At 56.5% G+C, this 20,629-nt stretch carries 15 protein-coding genes; 8 read left to right on the top strand and 7 right to left on the bottom strand.

Annotation, left to right across the window (positions count from 1 at the left end):
* Nucleotides 1–160 precede the first annotated feature (160 nt).
* Nucleotides 161–3,688: a pyruvate:ferredoxin (flavodoxin) oxidoreductase gene (nifJ, locus tag DSD31_RS14255; protein ID WP_086816728.1), complete on the bottom strand. Its 3,528-nt coding sequence runs from the start codon at nt 3,686–3,688 to the stop codon at nt 161–163.
* Between the two features lie 1,374 nt (nt 3,689–5,062).
* Between nifJ and DSD31_RS14250 the strand changes: the two genes are divergently transcribed.
* A complete protein-coding gene (locus DSD31_RS14250) occupies nt 5,063–5,329 on the top strand; it encodes a putative hemolysin (RefSeq protein ID WP_004861238.1) in 267 nt (88 codons plus the stop codon).
* Here the strand turns inward: DSD31_RS14250 and hslJ are convergent.
* The 3 genes from hslJ to DSD31_RS14235 form a co-directional block, all read right to left on the bottom strand.
* On the bottom strand, nt 5,326–5,748 hold the full coding sequence (hslJ, locus tag DSD31_RS14245; protein WP_004861241.1) for a heat shock protein HslJ: 423 nt from the start codon (nt 5,746–5,748) through the stop codon (nt 5,326–5,328). The genes DSD31_RS14250 and hslJ overlap by 4 nt on opposite strands.
* A gap of 125 nt (nt 5,749–5,873) precedes the next feature.
* Nucleotides 5,874–6,863, bottom strand: coding sequence for a 2-hydroxyacid dehydrogenase (locus tag DSD31_RS14240; protein WP_004861243.1), 990 nt, complete (start codon nt 6,861–6,863; stop codon nt 5,874–5,876).
* Between the two features lie 145 nt (nt 6,864–7,008).
* On the bottom strand, nt 7,009–7,509 hold the full coding sequence (locus DSD31_RS14235; protein WP_004861248.1) for a DedA family protein: 501 nt from the start codon (nt 7,507–7,509) through the stop codon (nt 7,009–7,011).
* Between the two features lie 415 nt (nt 7,510–7,924).
* On the opposite strand from DSD31_RS14235, the gene DSD31_RS14230 reads away from it, so the two are divergent.
* The 3 genes from DSD31_RS14230 to DSD31_RS14220 are packed head-to-tail and all read left to right on the top strand — an operon-like array spanning nt 7,925 to nt 11,077.
* On the top strand, nt 7,925–10,564 hold the full coding sequence (locus DSD31_RS14230) for a YdbH family protein (protein WP_032724707.1): 2,640 nt from the start codon (nt 7,925–7,927) through the stop codon (nt 10,562–10,564).
* Nucleotides 10,561–10,746 carry a YnbE family lipoprotein gene (locus DSD31_RS14225; protein ID WP_113991121.1) on the top strand — a complete coding sequence of 62 codons (186 nt, stop codon included), beginning with the start codon at nt 10,561–10,563 and terminating at the stop codon, nt 10,744–10,746. Before DSD31_RS14230 ends, DSD31_RS14225 begins: the two co-directional genes overlap by 4 nt.
* Nucleotides 10,747–10,753: 7 nt before the next feature.
* Entirely contained in the window at nt 10,754–11,077 is a 324-nt protein-coding gene (locus tag DSD31_RS14220) for a YdbL family probable chaperone protein (protein WP_004861259.1), read from the top strand.
* A 91-nt stretch (nt 11,078–11,168) separates the two neighbouring features.
* Here the strand turns inward: DSD31_RS14220 and DSD31_RS14215 are convergent, their stop codons facing one another.
* The 3 genes from DSD31_RS14215 to feaR all read right to left on the bottom strand — a co-directional run bounded on the left by DSD31_RS14215 (nt 11,169) and on the right by feaR (nt 14,983).
* A complete protein-coding gene (locus DSD31_RS14215) occupies nt 11,169–11,603 on the bottom strand; it encodes a PTS sugar transporter subunit IIA (RefSeq protein ID WP_113991120.1) in 435 nt (144 codons plus the stop codon).
* Complete coding sequence (locus DSD31_RS14210) at nt 11,593–13,038, bottom strand: sugar porter family MFS transporter (RefSeq protein WP_032717562.1); 1,446 nt, start codon at nt 13,036–13,038, stop codon at nt 11,593–11,595. The genes DSD31_RS14215 and DSD31_RS14210 overlap by 11 nt, the downstream gene beginning before the upstream one ends.
* Before the next feature lie 1,036 nt (nt 13,039–14,074).
* The gene (gene feaR, locus DSD31_RS14205; RefSeq protein WP_004861269.1) at nt 14,075–14,983 is read right to left on the bottom strand and encodes a transcriptional regulator FeaR; all 909 of its coding nucleotides are present in this window, start codon (nt 14,981–14,983) and stop codon (nt 14,075–14,077) included.
* A 234-nt stretch (nt 14,984–15,217) separates the two neighbouring features.
* Here feaR and DSD31_RS14200 point away from each other — a divergent pair, with 234 nt between their 5' ends.
* The 4 genes from DSD31_RS14200 to DSD31_RS14185 all read left to right on the top strand — a co-directional run bounded on the left by DSD31_RS14200 (nt 15,218) and on the right by DSD31_RS14185 (nt 20,601).
* A complete protein-coding gene (locus DSD31_RS14200; protein WP_004861276.1) occupies nt 15,218–16,717 on the top strand; it encodes an aldehyde dehydrogenase family protein in 1,500 nt (499 codons plus the stop codon).
* A gap of 324 nt (nt 16,718–17,041) precedes the next feature.
* A complete protein-coding gene (locus tag DSD31_RS14195) occupies nt 17,042–18,559 on the top strand; it encodes a DUF2235 domain-containing protein (RefSeq protein WP_227538641.1) in 1,518 nt (505 codons plus the stop codon).
* Nucleotides 18,560–18,695: 136 nt separating this feature from the next.
* Nucleotides 18,696–19,586, top strand: a complete 891-nt coding sequence (locus tag DSD31_RS14190; protein ID WP_015584471.1) for an oxidoreductase — start codon at nt 18,696–18,698, stop codon at nt 19,584–19,586.
* 61 nt (nt 19,587–19,647) lie between these two features.
* The gene (locus DSD31_RS14185; protein WP_113991119.1) at nt 19,648–20,601 is read left to right on the top strand and encodes a zinc-dependent alcohol dehydrogenase family protein; all 954 of its coding nucleotides are present in this window, start codon (nt 19,648–19,650) and stop codon (nt 20,599–20,601) included.
* Nucleotides 20,602–20,629 lie beyond the last annotated feature (28 nt).

Here is a 20,629-nt window from a genome sequence, read left to right as displayed (position 1 = left end):
ATTATTCGCTTATTATCCGTGCGTTATTGCCTTCTATTGTCGCCAGCTTCTTTATTATGTTCGTCACATATTCACGCACGATATTATTTTGACGATAAAAATGACAAGCCCGAATGAATATTCGGGCTTTTTTTATGCTGAGGCTTAAAAACAGAGCGGGTTAACTCTCGGTTGCCGGTTTCTCCGCTTTGCCGGCCATCTGGGCCAGGAAGTCATAGCGTTTTTGCAAATCCGCCGCCGCATCCTTCCACAGCTGCTCCGCCACTTCGGGCTGCTGAGAATTGAGGCGACGGAAACGTTGCTCGTTAAGCAGCGTTTCGGCCAGCGCGTCTGACGGTGGGCGAGAGTCCAGCGCCAGCGGCAGTTTGCCTTCATCCGCACGACGAGGGTCGAAGCGGTACAGCGGCCAGAAGCCGGTAGCGGTCAGCTGACGCATCTGATCGTGGCTGAGCGCCAGATCGTAACCGTGCTCTTCGCAGGGGCTGTAGGCGATAATCAGCGACGGGCCAGGGTAGGCCTCCGCTTCCTGAATCGCTTTCACCGTCTGATTCAGCTGCGCCCCCAGCGAAATTTGCGCGACGTAAACATGTCCGTACATCATCATGCTGACGCCGAGGTCCTTACGCGCCTTGCGCTTGCCATGCTCACCAAATTTGGTGACCGCGCCGAGCGGAGTCGCCTTCGATGCCTGGCCGCCGGTATTGGAATAACACTGGGTATCGAGAACCAGAATGTTGACGTTTTCGGTCAGGCTCAGGACGTGGTCGAGACCGCCGAAGCCAATGTCATAGGCCCAGCCATCGCCGCCGATAAGCCAGATGGATTTCTCAACCAGCGCATCGGCATCGGTTAAGAGCTCCTTCGCACCGGCTTCATTAGCCAGAACCTGGCGTAGCTCGGCCACCTGTTCGCGGCGCACCTCCGGGGTGGCGTCGGCCTGCAGCGCCTCATACAACGCTGGCGGCAGTTTATCAGCAAACGTTGACAGCAGGCGCATGACGCGCTGACGGTGCTGGTCGACGGTTAAGCGGAAGCCGAGGCCAAATTCGGCGTTGTCTTCGAACAGCGAGTTTGCCCACGCCGGGCCACGGCCGTTGGCGTCGGTGGTATACGGTGTGGATGGCAGATTACCGCCGTAAATCGACGAGCAGCCGGTGGCGTTAGCGATCAGCATCCGATCCCCGTACAGCTGGGTCAGCAGTTTGATATACGGCGTTTCGCCGCAGCCGGAACAGGCCCCGGAATATTCAAACAGCGGGCTGATCAGTTGCGAGGTGCGGATATCAATCCGCTCCAGAGTGCTGCGGTCGATTTCCGGCAGGTTGAGGAAGAAGTCGTAGTTCACTTTCTCTTCTTCCACATGCTCAAGGCGCGACATCATGTTGATGGCCTTGATTTCAGGATTCTGCCGGTCTTTTGCCGGACACACTTCCACGCACAGGTTACAGCCGGTGCAATCTTCCGGCGCCACCTGCAGGACATATTTCTGCCCGCGCATATCGCGCGATTTGACGTCCAGGGAGTGCAGACTGGCCGGGGCCGCCTCCATGGCCTGCGGAGGGACCACTTTGGCGCGAATCGCTGAATGCGGGCAGGCGGCGACGCAGTGGTTACACTGGGTGCACAGCTCCTCCTTCCAGATGGGGATCTCTTCGGCGATATTGCGTTTTTCCCAGCGCGTGGTGCCCATTGGCCAGGTGCCATCCGGCGGCAGCGCGGAGACCGGTAGCGCATCGCCGAGCCCGGCCAGCATCGCGGCGGTGACGGTTTTCACAAAATCCGGCGCGGCATCGGAGACCACCGGCGGACGGTTCGGGCTGGAGGCATCGACCGGGCGCAACGGCACTTCGGCCAACGATTCGCGCGCCAGCGCCAGCGCCTGCCAGTTGCGCTCAACCAGATCCTGGCCTTTGCTGCTGTAGCTTTTCGCAATGGCGCCCTGCAGTTCGGCCAGCGCGCTGTCGCCCGGCAGAATTTGCGTTAAGTGGAAGAATGCCATCTGCATGACGGTATTGATACGCGCGCCAAGGCTGCATTCTCGGGCAATTTTCGCAGCGTTGACGATATAAAAGCGCGCTTTTTTCTGATTCAGCGTTGCCTGCACTTCCTGCGGCAGGCGCGACCAGACGTCATCCACACCATAAGGTGTATTGAGCAAGAAAATCCCGCCGGGTTTTAACCGCTCAACCATTTGATATTTGTCGATAAACTGTAGCTGATGGCAGCCAACGAAATCGGCCTGCGAGATCAAATAGGAGGAGCGAATCGGTTTCTCACTGACGCGTAAATGCGAAACGGTCAACCCGCCGGCTTTTTTCGAGTCATAGACAAAATAGCCCTGCGAGAACCACGGCGTGGAGTTACCGATAATTTTGATATTGTTTTTAGTGGCCGATACGCTGCCATCGCTGCCGAGGCCGTAGAACAGCGCCTCCAGTTTGGCTTCTGACGGCAGGGTGTTCTCCCCGAGCGGCAGGGAGAGATTGGTCACATCATCATAAATGCCGACGGTGAATCGCGGTTTGGGCCGGGCTTCGCGCAATTCATTGAAGATAGCCAGCACGCACTCCGGGCCGAACTCTTTCGATGAAAGGCCGTAGCGGCCGCCGATGGTGCGGGGCAGAGTTTCACGTTCGCCGCGGTTAAAGGCTTCCGCCAGCGCGGTCATGATATCCAGGTACAGCGGCTCGGCATGGGCGCCCGGTTCTTTGGTGCGATCCAGAACGGCGATAGCGCGGGTGCTTTCCGGCAGTGCCTCCAGCAGATGGGCGGCTGAGAAGGGGCGATAGAGGCGAACTTTCAGGACACCGACTTTTTCGCCACGGCTCAGCAGTTCGTCAACGACCTCTTCACAGGTGCCGATCGCCGAGCCCATAATCACAATCACCCGTTCTGCCTGCGGATGGCCATAAAACTCGAACGGTTTGTACTGACGCCCGGTCGCGGCGGCGAAATCGTTCATCGCCGTTTCAACGTGGTCATAGACCGCGTCGTACCAGGGGTTCGTGGCTTCGCGGGACTGGAAATAAGTATCCGGGTTCGCCGAAGTGCCGCGGATCACCGGATGTTCCGGATTCAGCGCGCGCAGACGGTGCGCGTCAATCTCGTCCTGAGGCAGCAGGTTGCGAATGGTGTCATCCGCAAGCGGGGCGATTTTATTGATTTCATGCGAAGTGCGGAAGCCGTCGAAGAAATGGATAAACGGCACCCGGCTCTTAAGCGTGGCGATATGGGAAATCAGCGCAAAGTCCTGGGCTTCCTGGACGCTGCTGGCGCACAGCATGGCGCAGCCGGTCTGGCGTACGGCCATGACGTCGGAATGGTCGCCGAAGATCGAGAGTGCGTGGGTGGCGACGGTACGAGCGGCAACGTGCAGGACAAACGGCATCAGCTGACCGGCCAGTTTGTACAGCGTGGGGATCATCAGCAGTAAACCCTGCGATGAGGTAAAGGAGGTCGAGAGCGCCCCGGTTTGCAGCGCGCCGTGTACAGCACCGATGGCCCCGGCTTCCGACTGCATTTCGACGACGCGAGGTACGTCTCCCCACACGTTTTTAAGCCCGTTACCCGCCCAGGCATCCGCCTGTTCCGCCATCGTTGAACTGGGCGTAATCGGGTAGATGGCGATAACCTCACTTGTGCGAAACGCGACTGAAGCGGCCGCGCCATTACCGTCGATAGTAATCATAAGAAGACACCCTAACATTGCGCAAAAGAAGAGACCTGACAAACGGCTACAGGTCTTGTAATTATAGTGGCTAGTATAAGGGCATTATCTATACCCTTGAAGTTGTGAGGCTTTCGAGTGCACAAATTGATCCACGAATTCTTCCCCGGAAGGGCAAAAGATACCGAAGGCTTAGCATCTATCTTTATGATTATTATGTATTTATGTTGACAGGCGGCGTAACGGGCAGGTTTCCCCGTGGTGAGAGCCGTGCTGTCGAAGATATCGCCGTTGACGTATCAATCTGCCTGTGGGTCTGAATCAGGGGGCATTATTTATCTGCGAATTCGCGATACCCGATTTTCTAATCCTGACGTTGTGGAATAGCCATTCACGATTAACATTGGCAATGATGGGACATATTGTAGGCGGATGTTAGCGGACTGCGAATGTGAGAACTCCGCTATTTGTGATTTTTACATTCTGCCTTTACAAAGATAAACAAAGGTTGAAATAAACTCTCTTTTGCGGGTGTTAATATCAGCTCAACATTGCTGGATTAACTACGGAATGGTTAGCAAAAGTCAACCTGGAGAGTTTTTATGCAAAAATCTACCCGAAAAACCCTTTGTACAAAGCGATGGTCACGGACGCCTGAATCACAGGACCTGCAAAAAGATCGGTTTGATCCACTTTGGTCAGAGCATAAAGACAGCGGTTGCCGTAAAAAAGAGTGGAAAAAAGCGGGCTTAACGTTGTGCAGTAAAAATTCCCCCCTGAGATCTGATTGATATTTTTATTAGATTTTGCCTCCTGTATAAAAATCAGGAGGCGGTCTGCCTGGGGATTTTAATTTTAAGGACCATTGGCTGGTTGAGATTATATTTCAGGGTATATCTAAAAATGCCGAACTTTAATGAAAAAAGGTGACCTGGTCGTTGGCTTGCAATTTGATAATAGCATTAACGCTATGATGTCGCCGGCTGGTGGATAAATAGCTGAGCGGGATAACCTTCCTGGCACGATCCGAGCTCCGTAGAGAAGGGGCGGGAGAAGGGCGTCATGACAACCCTGCCATCTGGCGGGGTTTTATCGTTATGGGCGGCGGCATCCTGGTCGCGAGAGCAAACGCTCTTTTCTCATCACAAGTACAGCCGTTTTGACGGCGATAGCCACAGCCCGCCTGGAGGACCGCGGCCAGCGGCGTGCATCGCGGGGATGGATGACCCACAGCATGCCCGTCATTTTCCCTGACAAGATCAACGATCGGCGGAAAATTTGCTAAGAAATGTTAATGGGGCGCATAAATACGTATTTCGCCTCTCGACGTCAGGCGCTGCGCTGCCTATTATTCTTGGGTTTGTTTATTTTGGGAAGTTTCTGAGGGGAGAGACGATGCGAGCAGCGTTTTTAGTAGGGTGTGCCGCGTTATTATTGTCGGCCTGTAGTAGCGAACCTGTTCAGCAGGCAACCGCGGCACACGTGTCGCCGGGAATGCGTGCCGCGATGAGCAGCTCAGGGCAGGCGAACTGCGCGATGATTGGCGGCTCATTGTCCGTGGCACGACAGCTTGATGGTTCGGCGATCGGCATGTGCGCGTTACCCAACGGCAAGCGCTGCAGCGAACAGGCGTTAGCGGGTGGAAGCTGCGGTAACTACTAGTTGACCAGGTCGGCGAGTTTATAGACCAGAGTCTGATCGGCAGTGGCCAGCGTCAGCTGATTTTCCGTCAGGTCAACCTGTGCGCCATCGCGCAGCATTTTGCTCAGCGTATTATCCAGCGTATTCAGCTGAGAATCGGTGCACAGCATACGGGTCATCGCCAGCGTTTTGACCTTCAGCTCGCCGCCGCTGATTTTGCCTTTACCGCTAAAGCGGTTGCACATGTTTCCTGAAACATACATATCTTCGCCAAAACTCAGCTCCAGCGGTTTGGCTCCCGCCGCCAGCGCCTGGCCATTCACGCTGGTCAGGACGAAACGATGGTGCTGAAGTTGCTCCGCGCCGGTGGAAACTTTGCTGTTGTAGACACAGCCAGATAACAGCATTCCTGCCGCCAGCAGTGCAGCAAACTTGTTCATTTTTCCTCCAAAAACATTTATCACATCTATTAAATACGCACAGTTTAACTTTACTGCAGGCAATTTCTGTGGGGGTTATCTGAAAGTGCCCCCCGTGGAAGGAGGGCACAAAAGGGAAAGGACGATCAGACCAGCGCGTTCGGGCAGGTTTCGCCAGCATCGACCTGGCGCAGGTTATCGAGGGTCGTTTGTGAAATGCTGATCAGCGCCTCGGCGGTCAGGAAAGCCTGGTGCCCGGTGAACAACACGTTATGACAGGCAGAAAGGCGACGGAAGACGTCATCCTGAATCACGTCATTGGACTTATCTTCGAAGAACAGATCGCGTTCATTCTCATACACGTCCATGCCCAGCGCCCCGATTTTCTGGTGTTTCAGCGCATCGATCGCCGCCTGAGAATCAATCAGCGCCCCGCGGCTGGTATTGATCACCATCACGCCGTCTTTCATTTGCTCAAACGCCGCATGATTCAGCAGATGGTAGTTCTCTTCCGTCAGCGGACAGTGCAGGGAGATCACGTCGGACTGCGCATACAGCGTCGGCAAATCAACATACTCGACGCCAAGATCCAGCGCCGCGGCGCTTGGATAGGGATCGAACGCCAGCAGGCGCATGCCAAACCCTTTCAGAATACGCAGCGTGGCGACGCCGATTTTGCCCGTCCCGATCACCCCGGCGGTTTTACCGTGCATGGTAAAGCCGGTTAAACCTTCCAGCGAGAAGTTAGCATCGCGGGTACGCTGGTAGGCGCGGTGGATACGGCGGTTCAACGACATCATCATGCCGATGGCATGTTCAGCCACGGCCTCCGGCGAATAGGCGGGAACGCGGACAACGCGCAGACCCAGCTCTTTTGCCGCATCCAGATCGACGTTGTTAAACCCGGCGCAGCGCAGGGCGATGTACTTCACGCCATGCGCTTTCAGCTCTTCCAGTACCGGACGGCTTCCGTCATCGTTGACAAAAATGCACACGGCTTCACAACCGTTGGCCGTTTTCGCGGTTTTTTCGGTTAACAGGAAGTCGAAAAATTCGAGTTCAAAGCCATATGTATCATTAACATGCTGAAGGTACTTTTTATCGTACTGCTTCGTACTATACACAGCGATTTTCATAAGACTTTTCTCCAGTGATTATACCGTCACGGTAGCATATTTAAAATAATCGTACAAATATTAAAAATTAGTTTGGCCTGGCGGGTATCTAATAATTCTAGAGCATATCACTGAGTTGAGGTATCTCTTTAAAACACAATGTATTTTACCAAAAACTGAAGCTGAAGGCACCGGGAGCCAGCAGAAGCAGCGGCCAGAGAAGTCCCGAGCTGACATTGGCCAGTTGAAAACGCCAGAACGGCGTGCCGCTGACGCCGCTGGCCAGGGGGAGGGTGGCGCGAAGCGGCGAGAGAAAACGCCCGAAAAACACCGCCCATTCGCCGTGGCGATGGAGAAAGGTCAGGCTACGAGCCAGCCGATCGCCGCGCAGCCAGCGAAGTCGTAGCAGACGATGCTGATAGTGCCGCCCCAGCCACCAGGAGATCCAGAATCCACCGATTGCCCCCAGGCTGGCGCTGAGCCACATAAATAAGAAGTGATTCAGGCTGCCGGAGGCGAGCGGGCCGAGCAGCAGCAGCCCGGATGTGCCCGGCACCAGCAGGGAAATCAGGGCACAGGATTTGCTGAACGTCAGCAGGAAGACCAGCAGCAGCAGGAATGAATAGTGGCGCTGGGCATACTCAATAAGCGAAACAAAAAACTCCACGGGATCCGCCCACTTGTTAGATCGATTCCCGCGAGTGTGACAGGCGCTGGCTAAATGGCGGTTAAATAAGCGGATGGCAACAATTCACCATAACGATGATGTCGCAGCAACTATTCTTAGAATCTATCCCGGCTGGGCTATCGGCGCAGGCCGTTTGCACGCGGACAGCGCGGAGAAAACGGAGCGTACAGGAAGTTGCTGGCGATTTGCATCGCTTCGCTTACCCTGCGGGCCGCGCTGAAGGGCGTGCACGAATCGCGCGTTGTGAGCTCTGCCCGGGGCAAAATGACAAGCAAAATAGCCCGGATGAGATAGGCTCTTAAGCGGGATAGAAACTTTAACTCACTGGTCGAACGTGCCACAATACGCGCTACTTTCGGCTTTTACTTTTGTTTAATCAGGATATTAACTGCCCATGAAGGGTAAATATAAAGCCGCCATCGCGCTATTGTTAGCACTTATTCTGCTACCGCTGGCCTTGTTGTCGACGCTTACCCATTGGGTACCTACGCTGGCCGGGATCTGGCTGCCAGAGGGAACCCGCATTTCGCTGCACGACAGTCCGCGCCTGACGCGTTCTGCGCTGCGTATTCCCGATTTACGCTATCTGGTCGGCGATTGCGAACTGGCCCGCATAACCAATGCCCGACTCTCACATCCCAGCCGCTGGCGGCTGCAGGTTGACGAACTTGATATCAATAGCGCCTGCCTGAGCAAACTGCCGGAAAGTGAACCGGCATCCGGCGCCCCGCGTACCCTGGCGGAATGGCAGTCCATGCTTCCCTATAGCTGGTTGACGATTGAGAACCTGCGTCTCTCGCCGTGGGAAAAGTGGCAGGGTCGGCTGGTCATGTCATTGACGCCGCAGCAGCAGGATATCGGCTACAGCGGTAAAGAGATGACGCTGCAGGCGCGCCTGCGCGGGCAGGCGCTGACGGTGAGCGACTTTTCCGCGCAGCTGGTTGAAGGACAGGCGCCGGTGAAGCTGGTCGGCGAGTTTCATATGCCGCTGGTGCCGGACGGTTTGCCGGTAGACGGTCATCTGCTCGCCACGCTCGAATTCCCGCAGACGGCAGGATTGGTTGATGCGGAGCTGGAGTGGCAGAAAAACCGTGGGCAGCTGCTGGTTACGCCGCGCGGCGATGTGCAGCCGATGCTCGATTTACCCTGGGAAATCACCCCGGAACGTATTGCCATCAGCGATGGTCGCTGGAGCACCGAGTATGCCGGATATCCGCTGAGCGGCCGCGTGGCCTTGTCGGTTGGCAACTGGCAACAGGGCACCGAGCAGATGCGGGTCAGCGGTCGTCTCAACGTTCTCACCCACGGGGAAGCCGGGAAGGGGAACGCGGTACTGACGATTGGCCCTGGCAAACTGAGCATGGACAACAGCGACATGCCGTTGCGGTTAACCGGCGAGGCCAAGCTCGGCGACCTGATTGTCTATGCCGTGCTGCCGGCGAACCTGACTGGCCCGCTGACCGCGCCGTCGCTGGCGTTCCATCCCGGCGCGCTGCTGCGTTCCCGCGGGCGGGTCATTGATTCGCTCAACATTGACGAAGTTCGTCTGCCGCTGGCCGGGGTGAAGGTGACTCAGCAGGGCGTGGACGGCCGTCTGCAGGCTATTCTGCGCGCGCACGAACAGCAGATGGGCGACTTTTCGCTGCACCTTGACGGTCAGGCCGACAACTTTATGCCCGACAGCGGCCGCTGGCAGTGGCGTTACTGGGGCGAGGGCCGCTTCACGCCGATGCAGGCCAAGTGGGACGTCAAAGGGGCGGGGGCGTGGATAGACAATTCGATTGTGCTGAACAGCCTGTCGACGGGCTTCGATAAGCTGCAGTACGGCACGATGCTGGTCAGCACGCCGCGGTTAACCCTGGATGAACCGGTGCACTGGCTGCGCGGCGAACAGCACCCCAAACTGACCGGCGCGCTATCGCTGGACGCGGGTAAAACCAGCTTTAGCAGCGGCAGCGAACTTCCCCCCTCCACGTTAAAGTTCAAGATCGACGGGCGGGATCCCACCTGGTTTCAGTTTAGCGGGGCGCTCCACGCCAATAAGATAGGTCCCGTGCGGGTCACCGGGCGTTGGGATGGCGAACGTCTGCGGGGCCAGGCCTGGTGGCCAAAACAGTCGTTAACCGTGTTTCAGCCGCTGGTGCCGCCAGACTGGAAAATGAATCTGCGTGAAGGAATGCTGTATGCGCAGGTAGCCTTCTCCGCGGCGGCAGATCAGGGATTTGAAGCCGGCGGCCACGGCGTCTTAAAAGGCGGCAGCGCCTGGATGCCTGACAATCAGATTAATGGCGTAGATTTTGTTCTGCCTTTCCGCTTTAGTCAGGGGACCTGGCAACTGGGAACCCGCCGACCGGTGTCGCTGCGTATTGGCGAAGTCGTCAACCAGGTGACGGCGAAAAACCTCTCGGCGGATCTGCAGGGCTCCTGGCCGTGGAGCGAGCGCGAACCGCTGCAGTTGAGCAACGTCAGCGTGGATGTTCTCGGGGGTAAGGTGACCATGCAGCAGCTGCGTATGCCGCAGCACGACCCGGCGCTACTGCGTCTGCAGCAAATTTCCAGCAGCGAACTGGTAAGCGCGATAAATATCAAGCAATTTGCCATGTCCGGCGCATTTAACGGCGCGCTGCCGCTGTGGCTGAACAATGACAAATGGATCATTAAAGACGGCTGGCTGGGTAACCCGGGGCCGATGACCTTACGTCTTGATAAGGATATGGCGGATGCGATGGTCAATGACAATATTTCCGCCGGTGCGGCGATTAACTGGCTGCGCTATATGGAGATCTCCCGTTCATGGACGCGCATCGATCTCGATAATCTGGGCATGCTGACGCTGAAGGCGACCATCAGTGGAACCAGCCGCGTCGGGGAGCAGAGTAATACGGTGCATTTAAACTATTCTCATCAAGAGAATATTTTTGACCTGTGGCGCAGTTTACGTTTTGGCGACAATTTACAGGCATGGTTTGAGCAAAATGCGGTGCTCCCCGTGCGCAGCTGTACGGACAGTAAAAAGTGTAAGGAACAACAATGATGAAATTGCTAACGTCGGTGCTGATGACGATGCTGCTGGCGGGCTGTACGCCACGAATTGAAATCGCGGCGTCAAAAGAGCCGATCACCATCAATATGAATGTCAAAATTGAGCATGAGATTCATATCAAAGTGGATAAGGATGTTGAAGAGTTACTGAAGTCGCGTAGCGATCTATTCTGAGGTGGCGATGAGAAAACGACTGTTAACGGCGGCGTTGGCGCTTGGCCTTCTCAGCTCATCGGCGCTGGCGCTGACGCTGGGGGAGGCTCGGGAGCAAGGGCGGGTCGGCGAAACGCTGAATGGCTATCTGGCGCCGCTGCGTCAGGATAAGGAAACGCTGGCGCTGGTCAAACAGATCAACGCGGCCAGAAGTGAAAGCTATCAGCAGCTGGCGGATGATAATAACCTGCCGGTGGATGAGGTGGCGAAAATGGCCGGACAAAAACTGGTCTCGCGGGCACAGCCGGGGGAGTATGTTCAGGGACTGAATGGTCAATGGCTGCGGAAATAACGCGCCGGCGCTTTTGCCTGGCAGGAACGGCCGCTGATGAGACTCCCTTTCATCAGCGGCGGCGGGGCCTGACGGCGATTAAGCGTCAGGGTTAGCGGTGTTGTTTTAAAATCGTCAAAAAGTCCTGTTTACTGGAGATCAATGACAGCGCATTTGCAATGATTTCATCGCTGAAAATAGAAGCGATGTCCTTCAGAACATCAATATGCTCTTTCTCTTTGGCAATCACGCCAATGGCGATAAACATGACGTTGCTTCTGTCCCAGATGACGCCGTCCGGGAACTGAAATATTTCTATTCCGGTTTTCAGAATGATATTGGTCGCGGATTTCGGCAGGTGCGGAAGCGTAATGCCATTGCCTAAAAAAGTGGACACCTGACGTTCCCTTTCATCAAGAAAAACGGTGCAGTTTTCGCTGACGTAGCCTTTCTTTTTAAATTCCTCACCGAGCAGGGTCAACACTTCGGCCTTATTTTTCGCCTTGTAGCCAAGGTGAAGGTTCTCTTGCGTAATATTAGCGATCATTGTGAGCGACCTCCGCGCCGTTATTCACCCGCGCATCATATTTATTAGACGATAACTCTTCTTCTAATTGTTCCAGCGATTTGTTCGAGGTTTCCGGAAGCGCCGTGACCACAAAGATAATCGCGATATAGTTGATGGCCGCGAAAATCAGGAATACCGGACCAAGGCCGAGTTTGGCCTGGAGCAGCGGAAACAGGTAGCTGACAACGGCATTCATGATCCACATGAAAAACACTGAAATCCCCATCGACAGGCCGCGGAATTTCAGCGGGAACAGTTCGGCCAACACCACCCAGGTAATAAAGCCCATTGTCCCCTGCATGACCCCGACAAACAACGCGCCGAGCAGCCAGATCGCCGTCGCTTTGATATCGCCAACCAGCGTGTAATCGACGCCGGCAATGATCAGGTGCAGCGTCGCCATAATGGCAAAGCCATAAATAATGATGGTTTTGCGTTTAAAGCGATCAACGAGGAAGAAGACCCCAACCAGCATTCCCCCCACCGAGAAGACCCCGTTGAGCACGTTGCATATTAAGGAGGTTCTTTCTGAGAAGCCGGCCGTACTCAGGATTTCGGTGCCATAGTACATAATGACATTGACCCCGGTGGTCTGCTGCAACGCGGCCCAAATGATGCCCACCAGCAGTAATTTAAAAATCCACGGCGTGCTGAGAATGGTCAAAAACGCGTTTTGCGTACTGAATTTGCGATCGGCTTCAACTTTGATGAGGGTCGAAATATCGGCAAATTCTTGCGCCGCGCGTTCCGGCGAGCGGATCTGCTTTAATACTTCCAGCGCTTCCTGATGACGGTTTTTGCTCACCAGCCAGCGCGGGCTTTCCGGAGAACGCAACATTCCGACAAATAAACAGATAGCCGGGATGGCCTGCACCATCAACATATATCGCCAGACGTCGGGAAGGTGGCCCCAGATAATACCAATTACGGCGTTGATGGCGAATGCGGCAAGCTGCCCGATAACAATGGCGACCTCATTCAGCCCCGTGAGTTTACCGCGCATTTCCGTGGGGGCAACTTCAGAAATGAACGTCGGTGCCGTGACGGAAGCGCCACCGACGGCATATCCCAGCAGAAAACGGGATAGCAGCAAGACGGTGATATCCGGGGCGAGGGCTGACATTAATGCCCCGACAAGGAAAATAAAGGACAGGCAGAGCAGATATTTGCGTCTGCCAAAATAATCGGCGAGGGTTCCACCAAAAACGCTGCCAATAGCGGCGCCCACCAGCAATACGCTCATGACCAGACCTTCCGTTGTCGGCGTCAGGCTCATATATTGCTTCAGTGAAGAAAATGCACCATTAATAACCCCGGTGTCATAGCCGAATAGCAGGCCGCCAAATGTTGCCACTAGCGTTATTTGGTGAAGCCGCTTTCTTTGCTGTACGTTCAGTTTCATGATAGCTGACATTTTCATACCTTTTATTTTCATTAACAGCACCGGTCATTCTGTTTCTCTTCGCTCGCGGCTACAGTTTTATCCTGTCGAACGATGGCGGAGGGAAACGAGATGGGCGGTGCGATTATTCGTCTTCATCGCCATATGCTGAGGAGCAACGGGCGATGAGGCGTGTTTTTGATTGACGGTGTGTTATCAGTGTCTCTGGATTGTGTGTGGCATCTGCGATGCTTGCTGTCGACATTCACACGGTTACCCGACAGCGCTTGTGCACAGAACAGACTGTGCGAATCCGGTACCGCGTCTGGCCCTCGCTCTTGAAGCGATGAAAGCCAACCTGCGGTGCAAGGTGTCTTGCTGACGCCTCGTTGTGCTTTGTCACCGGCGTTCCTTTCAGTGGAAAAACCGTCGTGACCGATAGGTAATCGATGACATGACAACGCTCCCTGCCGTCCGACGTGTTCAATCTTCTTTCTGTGTCCTTCATGGTCTCCTCCGTGCTTGCGGGTTTGCGTACCGCCGAGAGTGGACAGATTGCGTTCTATCGAAGGGTAATATGACACCTGCCAATGAAATAAAATCACAAATAGATCACAATTTGAAAATTTCATTTCATTTCATTTTGTTTGAAGCGAAACAAATTTCTCTTTATGAGAAAAGATAATTTTTTTATCTAATTGATTTTAAAAGATAATATTTGATGGGTTTTATGGGGCTGTCAAAAATAAGCTATTGAATTAAAAGTTAAATTTTTGATACGAGTCACGCTTTTAAATCCATGCAGTTATTAATGAAATTAAAATTCCATTTTATATTTTTTATACGCTTTTGTTTTTTTCACGGCCAGACCCGGATCGGGCGGGAACAGGGGCGAAATGCGCGGGACGAGGCCTGCGGGGGAACAAAGCGGACGTCAGGCGCGGCACCCGGTAACGGACAGAGGAATCAACAAGCGGCGGTGGCAACAGGAGGCGCTGCGACTGGAAGCGGCAGCCGGACAGCGGCGGGGGGGGAGGCCGGAAGTCTGCGGCCCATTGCCGTATAAAAATCAGCGGCAGCGCTTGCGGTATTCCCCGGGCGATACGCCAAAACGCTGTTTGAAAGCGGTCGAGAAGTGGCTGTGGTCGCTGAATCCCCAGCTATAGCCAATTCCCGCCAGCTTTTCGTCATCACGGGCATTGTGCAATGCCTGCGCGCAGAGATCGAGACGCCGGTTCTTAATATATTGTGCGACCACCAGCCCCTTGTCGGCAAACAACCGGTACAGACTCCGAACCGACATACCGGTCTCGCTGGCCAGCCACTCCGGACGCAGATGTTCCGCCTGAATGGACTCATCAATTAAATCCATAATCTTCTGAAACTGCTTCTCCCTACGCGACGGTCGGGGGTCGTGATGATGCAGCATCGGACGCAGCAGGCAGACGATGGCCTCCAGCGCCGCGGCACTCTCACTTTCCGACAGCTCCGGGCTACACATGCTCTCCTGCAGCAGCCGCTGACTGAGCTGGACCATCGGCAGCGATTTTTCCAGCCGCGTGGCAATGCTTATTTCACTGCCGCGCAGCTGTTGCTCCAGCAGCTGTCGGGGCAGTAGCAGGGAGGCCTGGCGCGAAGTCTGCTGCCAGAAAATAGAGCAGGGGCGAGATGCGTCAATCAGGGTGATGTCACCGGCGTCGAGGACCACCTGGCGATCGTCCTGCTCGATGGCCGCCTGGCCGGAGAGCTGGAAGACGGTATAAAACCAGTCGTCATTGCTGCGCTTAATTTCGTTGCGGGTGCGGAACAGATTGACGCCGCTGGCGGTGACGGTGCTGACTTTCAGCGTGCCGGCATAGCTGGCGTCAATCTCCCCGTGAAAGCGACCTTCCAACGGACGAGCGGCAAAATGGCCGCAGACCTGATTGATTTTCGCCAACCAGCGCTGGTAGTCCTGTCCGTGCTCCGCCGTCGCCATAGTCTGTCTCATGTAAACATAATGTTTTTGCATTGTTGCATTTACACAGTGGCATACAAGAGCGAGGCGCGGAGTATATGAAAGAACTATTACCTGAGGCACATTTCTGCGTCCGCAATATGTTGAATTGCGGCGGCTGTCACAGCGGCACAAACGAATGTCACAGAGAAAAAAGCGCGAACGTCAGCCGCGTCGTAGACTGAATTCACGATCCGTGAGCAATAAGGAAGCGATATGTCCACAGCACAGGTAGCGCTGCTTGCCAGCGTTCAACAGTTTTTAGACCGCCAGCATGGCTTATATATCGACGGTACCCAGCAGGCGTCGCAGAGCGAACAGCGTCTTACCGTCTGGAACCCGGCAACCGGGCAGGCCATCGCCAGTACCGCGGATGCTAACGCGGCCGATGTCGATCGCGCGGTAATGTCGGCGTGGCGCGCCTTCGTCGCCCGCAGCTGGGCTGGGCGCACGCCGGCCGACCGCGAACGTATCCTGCTGCGTTTTGCCGATCTGGTCGAGCAGCACGGCGAAGAACTGGCGCAGCTGGAGACGCTGGAGCAGGGGAAATCCATCCAGATTTCTCGCGCATTTGAAGTGGGCTGTACGCTGAACTGGATGCGTTACACCGCCGGGCTGACCACCAAAATCAGCGGGCGCACGCTTGATGTGTCGATTCCGTTCCCGCAGGGCGCACGCTACCAGGCGTGGACGCGCAAAGAGCCGGTGGGCGTTGTCGCCGGTATCGTGCCGTGGAATTTTCCGCTGATGATCGGGATGTGGAAAGTGATGCCGGCGCTGGCGGCAGGATGCTCTATCGTCATCAAACCATCGGAGACCACGCCGCTGACGCTGCTGCGCGTTGCCGAGTTGGCCACCGAGGCTGGGATCCCGGACGGAGTATTTAACGTCGTGACCGGCAGCGGCGCCGGATGCGGCTCGGCGTTAACCTCTCATCCGCAGGTGGCGAAGGTCAGCTTTACCGGCTCCACCGCAACCGGTAAGCATATCGCCAGGGTGGCCGCCGACCGTCTGACCCGCGTGACGCTGGAGCTGGGGGGAAAAAACCCGGCGATCGTGCTGAAAGACGCCAATCCGGAGTGGGTAATCGAAGGGCTGATGACCGGCAGTTTCCTCAATCAGGGGCAGGTCTGCGCCGCCAGCTCACGCATCTATATTGAAGCCCCGCTGTTCGATAACCTGGTGAGCGGTTTTGAACAGGCGGTGAAATCGCTGCAGGTGGGACCGGGGATGCTGGAAACGACGCAGATTAACCCGGTGGTGTCAAAAGGGCACTGCGAGAAAGTGGCGGCTTATCTCGATGAGGCGCGTAAGCAAAATGCCGAGCTGATCTCCGGGCAGGTCGGGCCGGATTCGCAGGGCTATTACATTGCGCCAACGCTGGTGATCAACCCGGATGCCGGGCTGCGTCTGAGCCGGGAAGAGGTCTTTGGACCGGTGGTCAATCTGGTACGCGTCGCCGATGGTGAAGAGGCGCTGCGCCTTGCTAACGACAGTGATTTTGGTCTGACCGCCAGCGTCTGGACCGGCGATTTGACACAGGCTCTGAGCTACACCGAGCGTCTGCAGGCCGGGACGGTATGGGTCAACAGCCATACGCTTATCGATGCCAACCTGCCGTTTGGCGGTATGAAGCAGTCCGGAACCGGGCGCGACTTCGGCCCGGACTGGCTGGACGACTGGTGCGAAACGAAATCGGTGTGCGTGCGCTATTAACTCTCGCCTCAGCGCCTGACGCCCGGAGTTCGAACACCGGGCCGGGCGCTCTCCCACTTCTCTTTCTTCTTTGCTATATGTCTGAGTCAGCCGCGGTTTCTCGTAAAGAGTCCGAAAAAGGGTATCGGTATCATGCCTGGCGATGTCTCCTCGCGGGCAGCCCAGAAATCAAAATTATCTCCCTCTATGCCGACGACTACCTGCCAGTCTCTGCACCGGCGACGGCAGTCACGTTTGACGATTGCTCTCCTGAGGTGATTGCCGTCTGCTATTTTTACTTTGTCAATCCTGACCGCTTTTCACGCAGCCTGCGATGAGGTTCCTATGAACTTACTGGTGTTTTGCGACGGTACCTGGAATACGCCCCAACAGCTTGATGATGGAAAACCCGCGCCGACCAATGTGGTCAAACTCAGGAATGCCGTAGCGGAAAATACGCAGCAGCGAGTCTATTACCACTCCGGCGTCGGTACCGAAGGCGGAGTGGTCGATCGCTATATTGGCGGTGGCATCGGCGAAGGTCTTGATAAGAATATTATCAGCGCCTATTACTGGCTGGCGACCCGCTATCAGCCCGGCGATAAAATATGGTTGTTTGGCTTTAGCCGCGGAGCTTATACCGTCAGGAGTCTTGGCGGGATGATTTCGCGCTGCGGATTATTGAATGCCAGCCAGGCAGGAACCGGCGACGATAAAGTCTGGGAGGATATCAACGATCTCTTCAGCTATTACCGCCAGCCTGCAGGCAGCGCGCCGGCTATCGTGGCCAGCGTGGGTAGACCTTTTTATTCGGTGGCGACGGGACATCCGACCAGGGAGAGCATCCCTGTCTATTTTATTGGCGTCTGGGAAACGGTGGGGGCGCTGGGTATTCCCGATGATATGGCGTTAGCCAATCTGCTCGATGACCCTAAAAAGTATGCCTTCCACGATACGTCACTCAGCCCGATTGTTGAACATGCCCGCCATGCGCTGGCGCTGGACGAGCAGCGACAAAGCTTCATTCCCACGCTATGGGACAATGTGGCGGATAACCCGAAGGTGAAACAGCGTTGGTTTGCCGGCGTGCATGCTGATGTCGGCGGCGGCTACGCACAGTGCGGATTATCGGACATTACTCTGCAATGGATGATGACAGAGGCAGCCGGACTGGGACTTACGCTGCTGCCGGGTATCGACGCCCAGCTGGCTCCCGATCCTCATGGACTGCTGCATGATTCGGTCACCGGCATTTTTAAACTGCTGCATACCTGCCCGCGCAGCGTACCGCGGATTGTCGCCGGAAGTCCCGATGTCGATGCCAGCGTGATACAGCGGCAAAGTCAGCCGATGCTTCTCCACGGTCGCTACCGACCGCTCACCGATGTGACGGCAGAACACCCGGCGACCTTTGACGTTTTTGCGCGTGAGCGCTGGAATGCCACGGGGATCTGGCTGGAGGCGGGAGTGGAGTATCGCTTTATGGCCACGGGAAAATGGGTGGATGGCTCGGTGCCCTGCGATGCGGGCGGGACCGATGACGGTAAGTTTTATCCCGGCGAGGCCGCGCAGATTATGGCCTCCGTTTCCGACAAACTGGAAGCGTTGTGGAAAGGGGGAACCAAAAACCAGGATGTGGACTTTTGGCTGAGCAGACGCGTCGGCACGGCGCCGTGGTTTGCGCTGATTGGCGTGGTTGCCAATCAGGCAGATCCTGCGACCGACGCCCCTGAGTCGCGGCATGAGATCGTTGTTATATCGGCAGCGGATGTCGGTTCACACCGGCTAAAAGCGGCTATTTTTACGCCTACGCCAACGATGCGTGGCAAATGTATGATAACAATCGCGGCAGCGTCTCCCTGACGATTTCCCGCTAAGCGCCGCCGGGCGCCGTGCCCATCGTTAGCCGTGAACAGGACTTGCTGAATCACCATATTTATCGCTACTGTTAATGCCTTCCCGCCATCGTGGCGGAGCTTATCATCAGGAGGCGGATATGATGTCGGAGGAGCCTGCCGTTGCCCTTATTGGGCCAGGCGCGATTGGGACCACGATAGCCGCGGCGCTGCATGAAGTGGGGCGTACGCCGGTGGTATGCGGGCGTACGTCTCATGCACAGCTGTTGCTCAGATTCGATGGCGGAGAGATTACGCTTCCCGGACCGGTGCTGACCGACCCGGCGGCCATTGCGCGGCCATTTTCGCTGGTTTTCGTTGCGGTCAAGGCGACCCAGAACCCCGCTATTTCCGCGTGGTTGACCGCGTTGTGCGATGAAAAAACGGTGGTGTGCGTATTGCAGAACGGCGTCGAACAGCAGGCGCAGTTTGCCGACCGCGTTGCGGGGGCGACGGTGCTACCTGCGGTGGTGTGGTTTCCGGCGCAGCGCCAACCCGATGCCTCCGTCTGGCTGCGCGCGACGCCCCGGCTGACCTTGCCGGATCTGCCGCAGGCCCGGCTGGTACAGCAAACGCTGCAAGGGACCCGCTGCGCCGTCGATCTTGCCGCTGATTTCACCACCGTAGCCTGGCGCAAGCTGCTGCAAAATGCGGTGGCTGGCCTGATGGTGCTGACGGGACGTCGGGCCGGTATGTTCGCCCGTGGCGATATCAGCGACATCGCGCTGGCCTATTTACGTGAAGGCCTGCTTGTCGCGCGCGCGGAAGGCGCAAGGCTGAGCGACAGCGTAGCGCAGGAAATTATCGACGGATTTCATCGCGCGCCACCCGATCTCAGTACCTCGATTCAGATTGACCGTGAAAACGGGCGGCCGCTGGAATGGGAGATTCGTAACGGCGTGATACAGCGCCGCGGACGTCGGCACGGCATTCCGACGCCGCTGAGCGATCTTATCGTTCCGCTGCTGGCGGCCGCCAGCGACGGACCGGGCTGACGGAATAAAACGGCGGCCCAACTCTGCTATTATCTCGCTTTTACTGTCCTGAACGCCGAATATGCTGAAACATGCGCTTTGCTATGACCACTATGGGCCGCCATCATCGGCGCTGGCCCTGCGCCGCGAGCCTTTACCGCCGCTGGCGGCGGGAGCCGTACGTGTCAAAATGCGCTACGCTCCGATCAACCCTTCCGATCTTATTCCTGTTACCGGCGCCTATCGCCACCGTACCCGGCTTCCGGCGACGGCGGGTTATGAAGGGGTTGGCGTGGTGGTTGACGCGCCATCCGGCGCCTGCGTGGTGCCCGGCCAGCGGGTGCTGCCTCTGCGCGGAGAAGGCACCTGGCAGAGCCATCTGGATATCGCCGAACGTTGGCTGGTACCGGTCCCTGATGAGATTGACGATCGCCTGGCCGCCCGGGCCTATATTAATCCGTTGACCGCGCTGCTGATGCTCAGGCGCTGGCCGGTGGCGGGCCAGAATATCGTCCTGACCGCGGCGGGCTCCTCCTGCGCCAGCCTGCTGGCGCAGTGGGCGCTGCAAAAAGGGGCGCGTTCAGTGAGCGGGGTGATCCGTTCGGAGCGGCATATTCACCGTCTGGCGCAGCAGGGCGTTTATCCTGTCCTGGAGACCGACCGGTTGATGCTGGAGCAGGTGAGTCAGAACGCCGATCGGGTATTTGATGCCGTCGGCGGCGGCCTGGCGAATGCGATGCTGTCGGTGCTGCCGGAGCATGCGGCGCTGGTGTCCTACGGGTTATTGTCCGGGCAGGCGTTGAGTCAGACCCGAACGACCCCCCAGGTGTATAAATTCCATCTGCGCGAGGCGCTGGCGGATCTGTCAACTGCCACGTGGCAGGCGGCATTTCGTGAGATCTGGTCGCGACTGCCGGCAACGTCGTTGCCGGCGGTGGAGGTGATTCCCGTGAGCCGCTGGCAAGAGGCGATAAGCGCCAGCGCTCAGGGAGGCGGTCACGCTAAAATGCTGCTCGATTTTACCGCTGAAGATTAGCCGGAAGCGGCGTGCAGACGGCATCCGT

It is taken from the genome of Klebsiella sp. X13 (genome assembly GCF_003323835.1).
In the GTDB taxonomy this organism is placed as follows: Bacteria; Pseudomonadota; Gammaproteobacteria; order Enterobacterales; family Enterobacteriaceae; genus Klebsiella; species Klebsiella ornithinolytica.
This window is presented reverse-complemented; position numbering and strand designations above follow the sequence as displayed.

Excerpts from the sequence above, each read along its gene's own strand:
- nifJ (WP_086816728.1), bottom strand. The coding sequence starts at position 3,688 with ATGATTACTATCGACGGTAATGGCGCGGCCGCTTCAGTCGCGTTTCGC.
- DSD31_RS14250 (WP_004861238.1), top strand. The coding sequence starts at position 5,063 with ATGCGAGCAGCGTTTTTAGTAGGGTGTGCCGCGTTATTATTGTCGGCC.
- hslJ (WP_004861241.1), bottom strand. The coding sequence starts at position 5,748 with ATGAACAAGTTTGCTGCACTGCTGGCGGCAGGAATGCTGTTATCTGGC.
- DSD31_RS14240 (WP_004861243.1), bottom strand. The coding sequence starts at position 6,863 with ATGAAAATCGCTGTGTATAGTACGAAGCAGTACGATAAAAAGTACCTT.
- DSD31_RS14230 (WP_032724707.1), top strand. The coding sequence starts at position 7,925 with ATGAAGGGTAAATATAAAGCCGCCATCGCGCTATTGTTAGCACTTATT.
- DSD31_RS14225 (WP_113991121.1), top strand. The coding sequence starts at position 10,561 with ATGATGAAATTGCTAACGTCGGTGCTGATGACGATGCTGCTGGCGGGC.
- DSD31_RS14220 (WP_004861259.1), top strand. The coding sequence starts at position 10,754 with ATGAGAAAACGACTGTTAACGGCGGCGTTGGCGCTTGGCCTTCTCAGC.
- DSD31_RS14215 (WP_113991120.1), bottom strand. The coding sequence starts at position 11,603 with ATGATCGCTAATATTACGCAAGAGAACCTTCACCTTGGCTACAAGGCG.
- DSD31_RS14210 (WP_032717562.1), bottom strand. The coding sequence starts at position 13,038 with ATGTCAGCTATCATGAAACTGAACGTACAGCAAAGAAAGCGGCTTCAC.
- feaR (WP_004861269.1), bottom strand. The coding sequence starts at position 14,983 with ATGGCGACGGCGGAGCACGGACAGGACTACCAGCGCTGGTTGGCGAAA.
- DSD31_RS14200 (WP_004861276.1), top strand. The coding sequence starts at position 15,218 with ATGTCCACAGCACAGGTAGCGCTGCTTGCCAGCGTTCAACAGTTTTTA.
- DSD31_RS14195 (WP_227538641.1), top strand. The coding sequence starts at position 17,042 with ATGAACTTACTGGTGTTTTGCGACGGTACCTGGAATACGCCCCAACAG.
- DSD31_RS14190 (WP_015584471.1), top strand. The coding sequence starts at position 18,696 with ATGTCGGAGGAGCCTGCCGTTGCCCTTATTGGGCCAGGCGCGATTGGG.
- DSD31_RS14185 (WP_113991119.1), top strand. The coding sequence starts at position 19,648 with ATGCTGAAACATGCGCTTTGCTATGACCACTATGGGCCGCCATCATCG.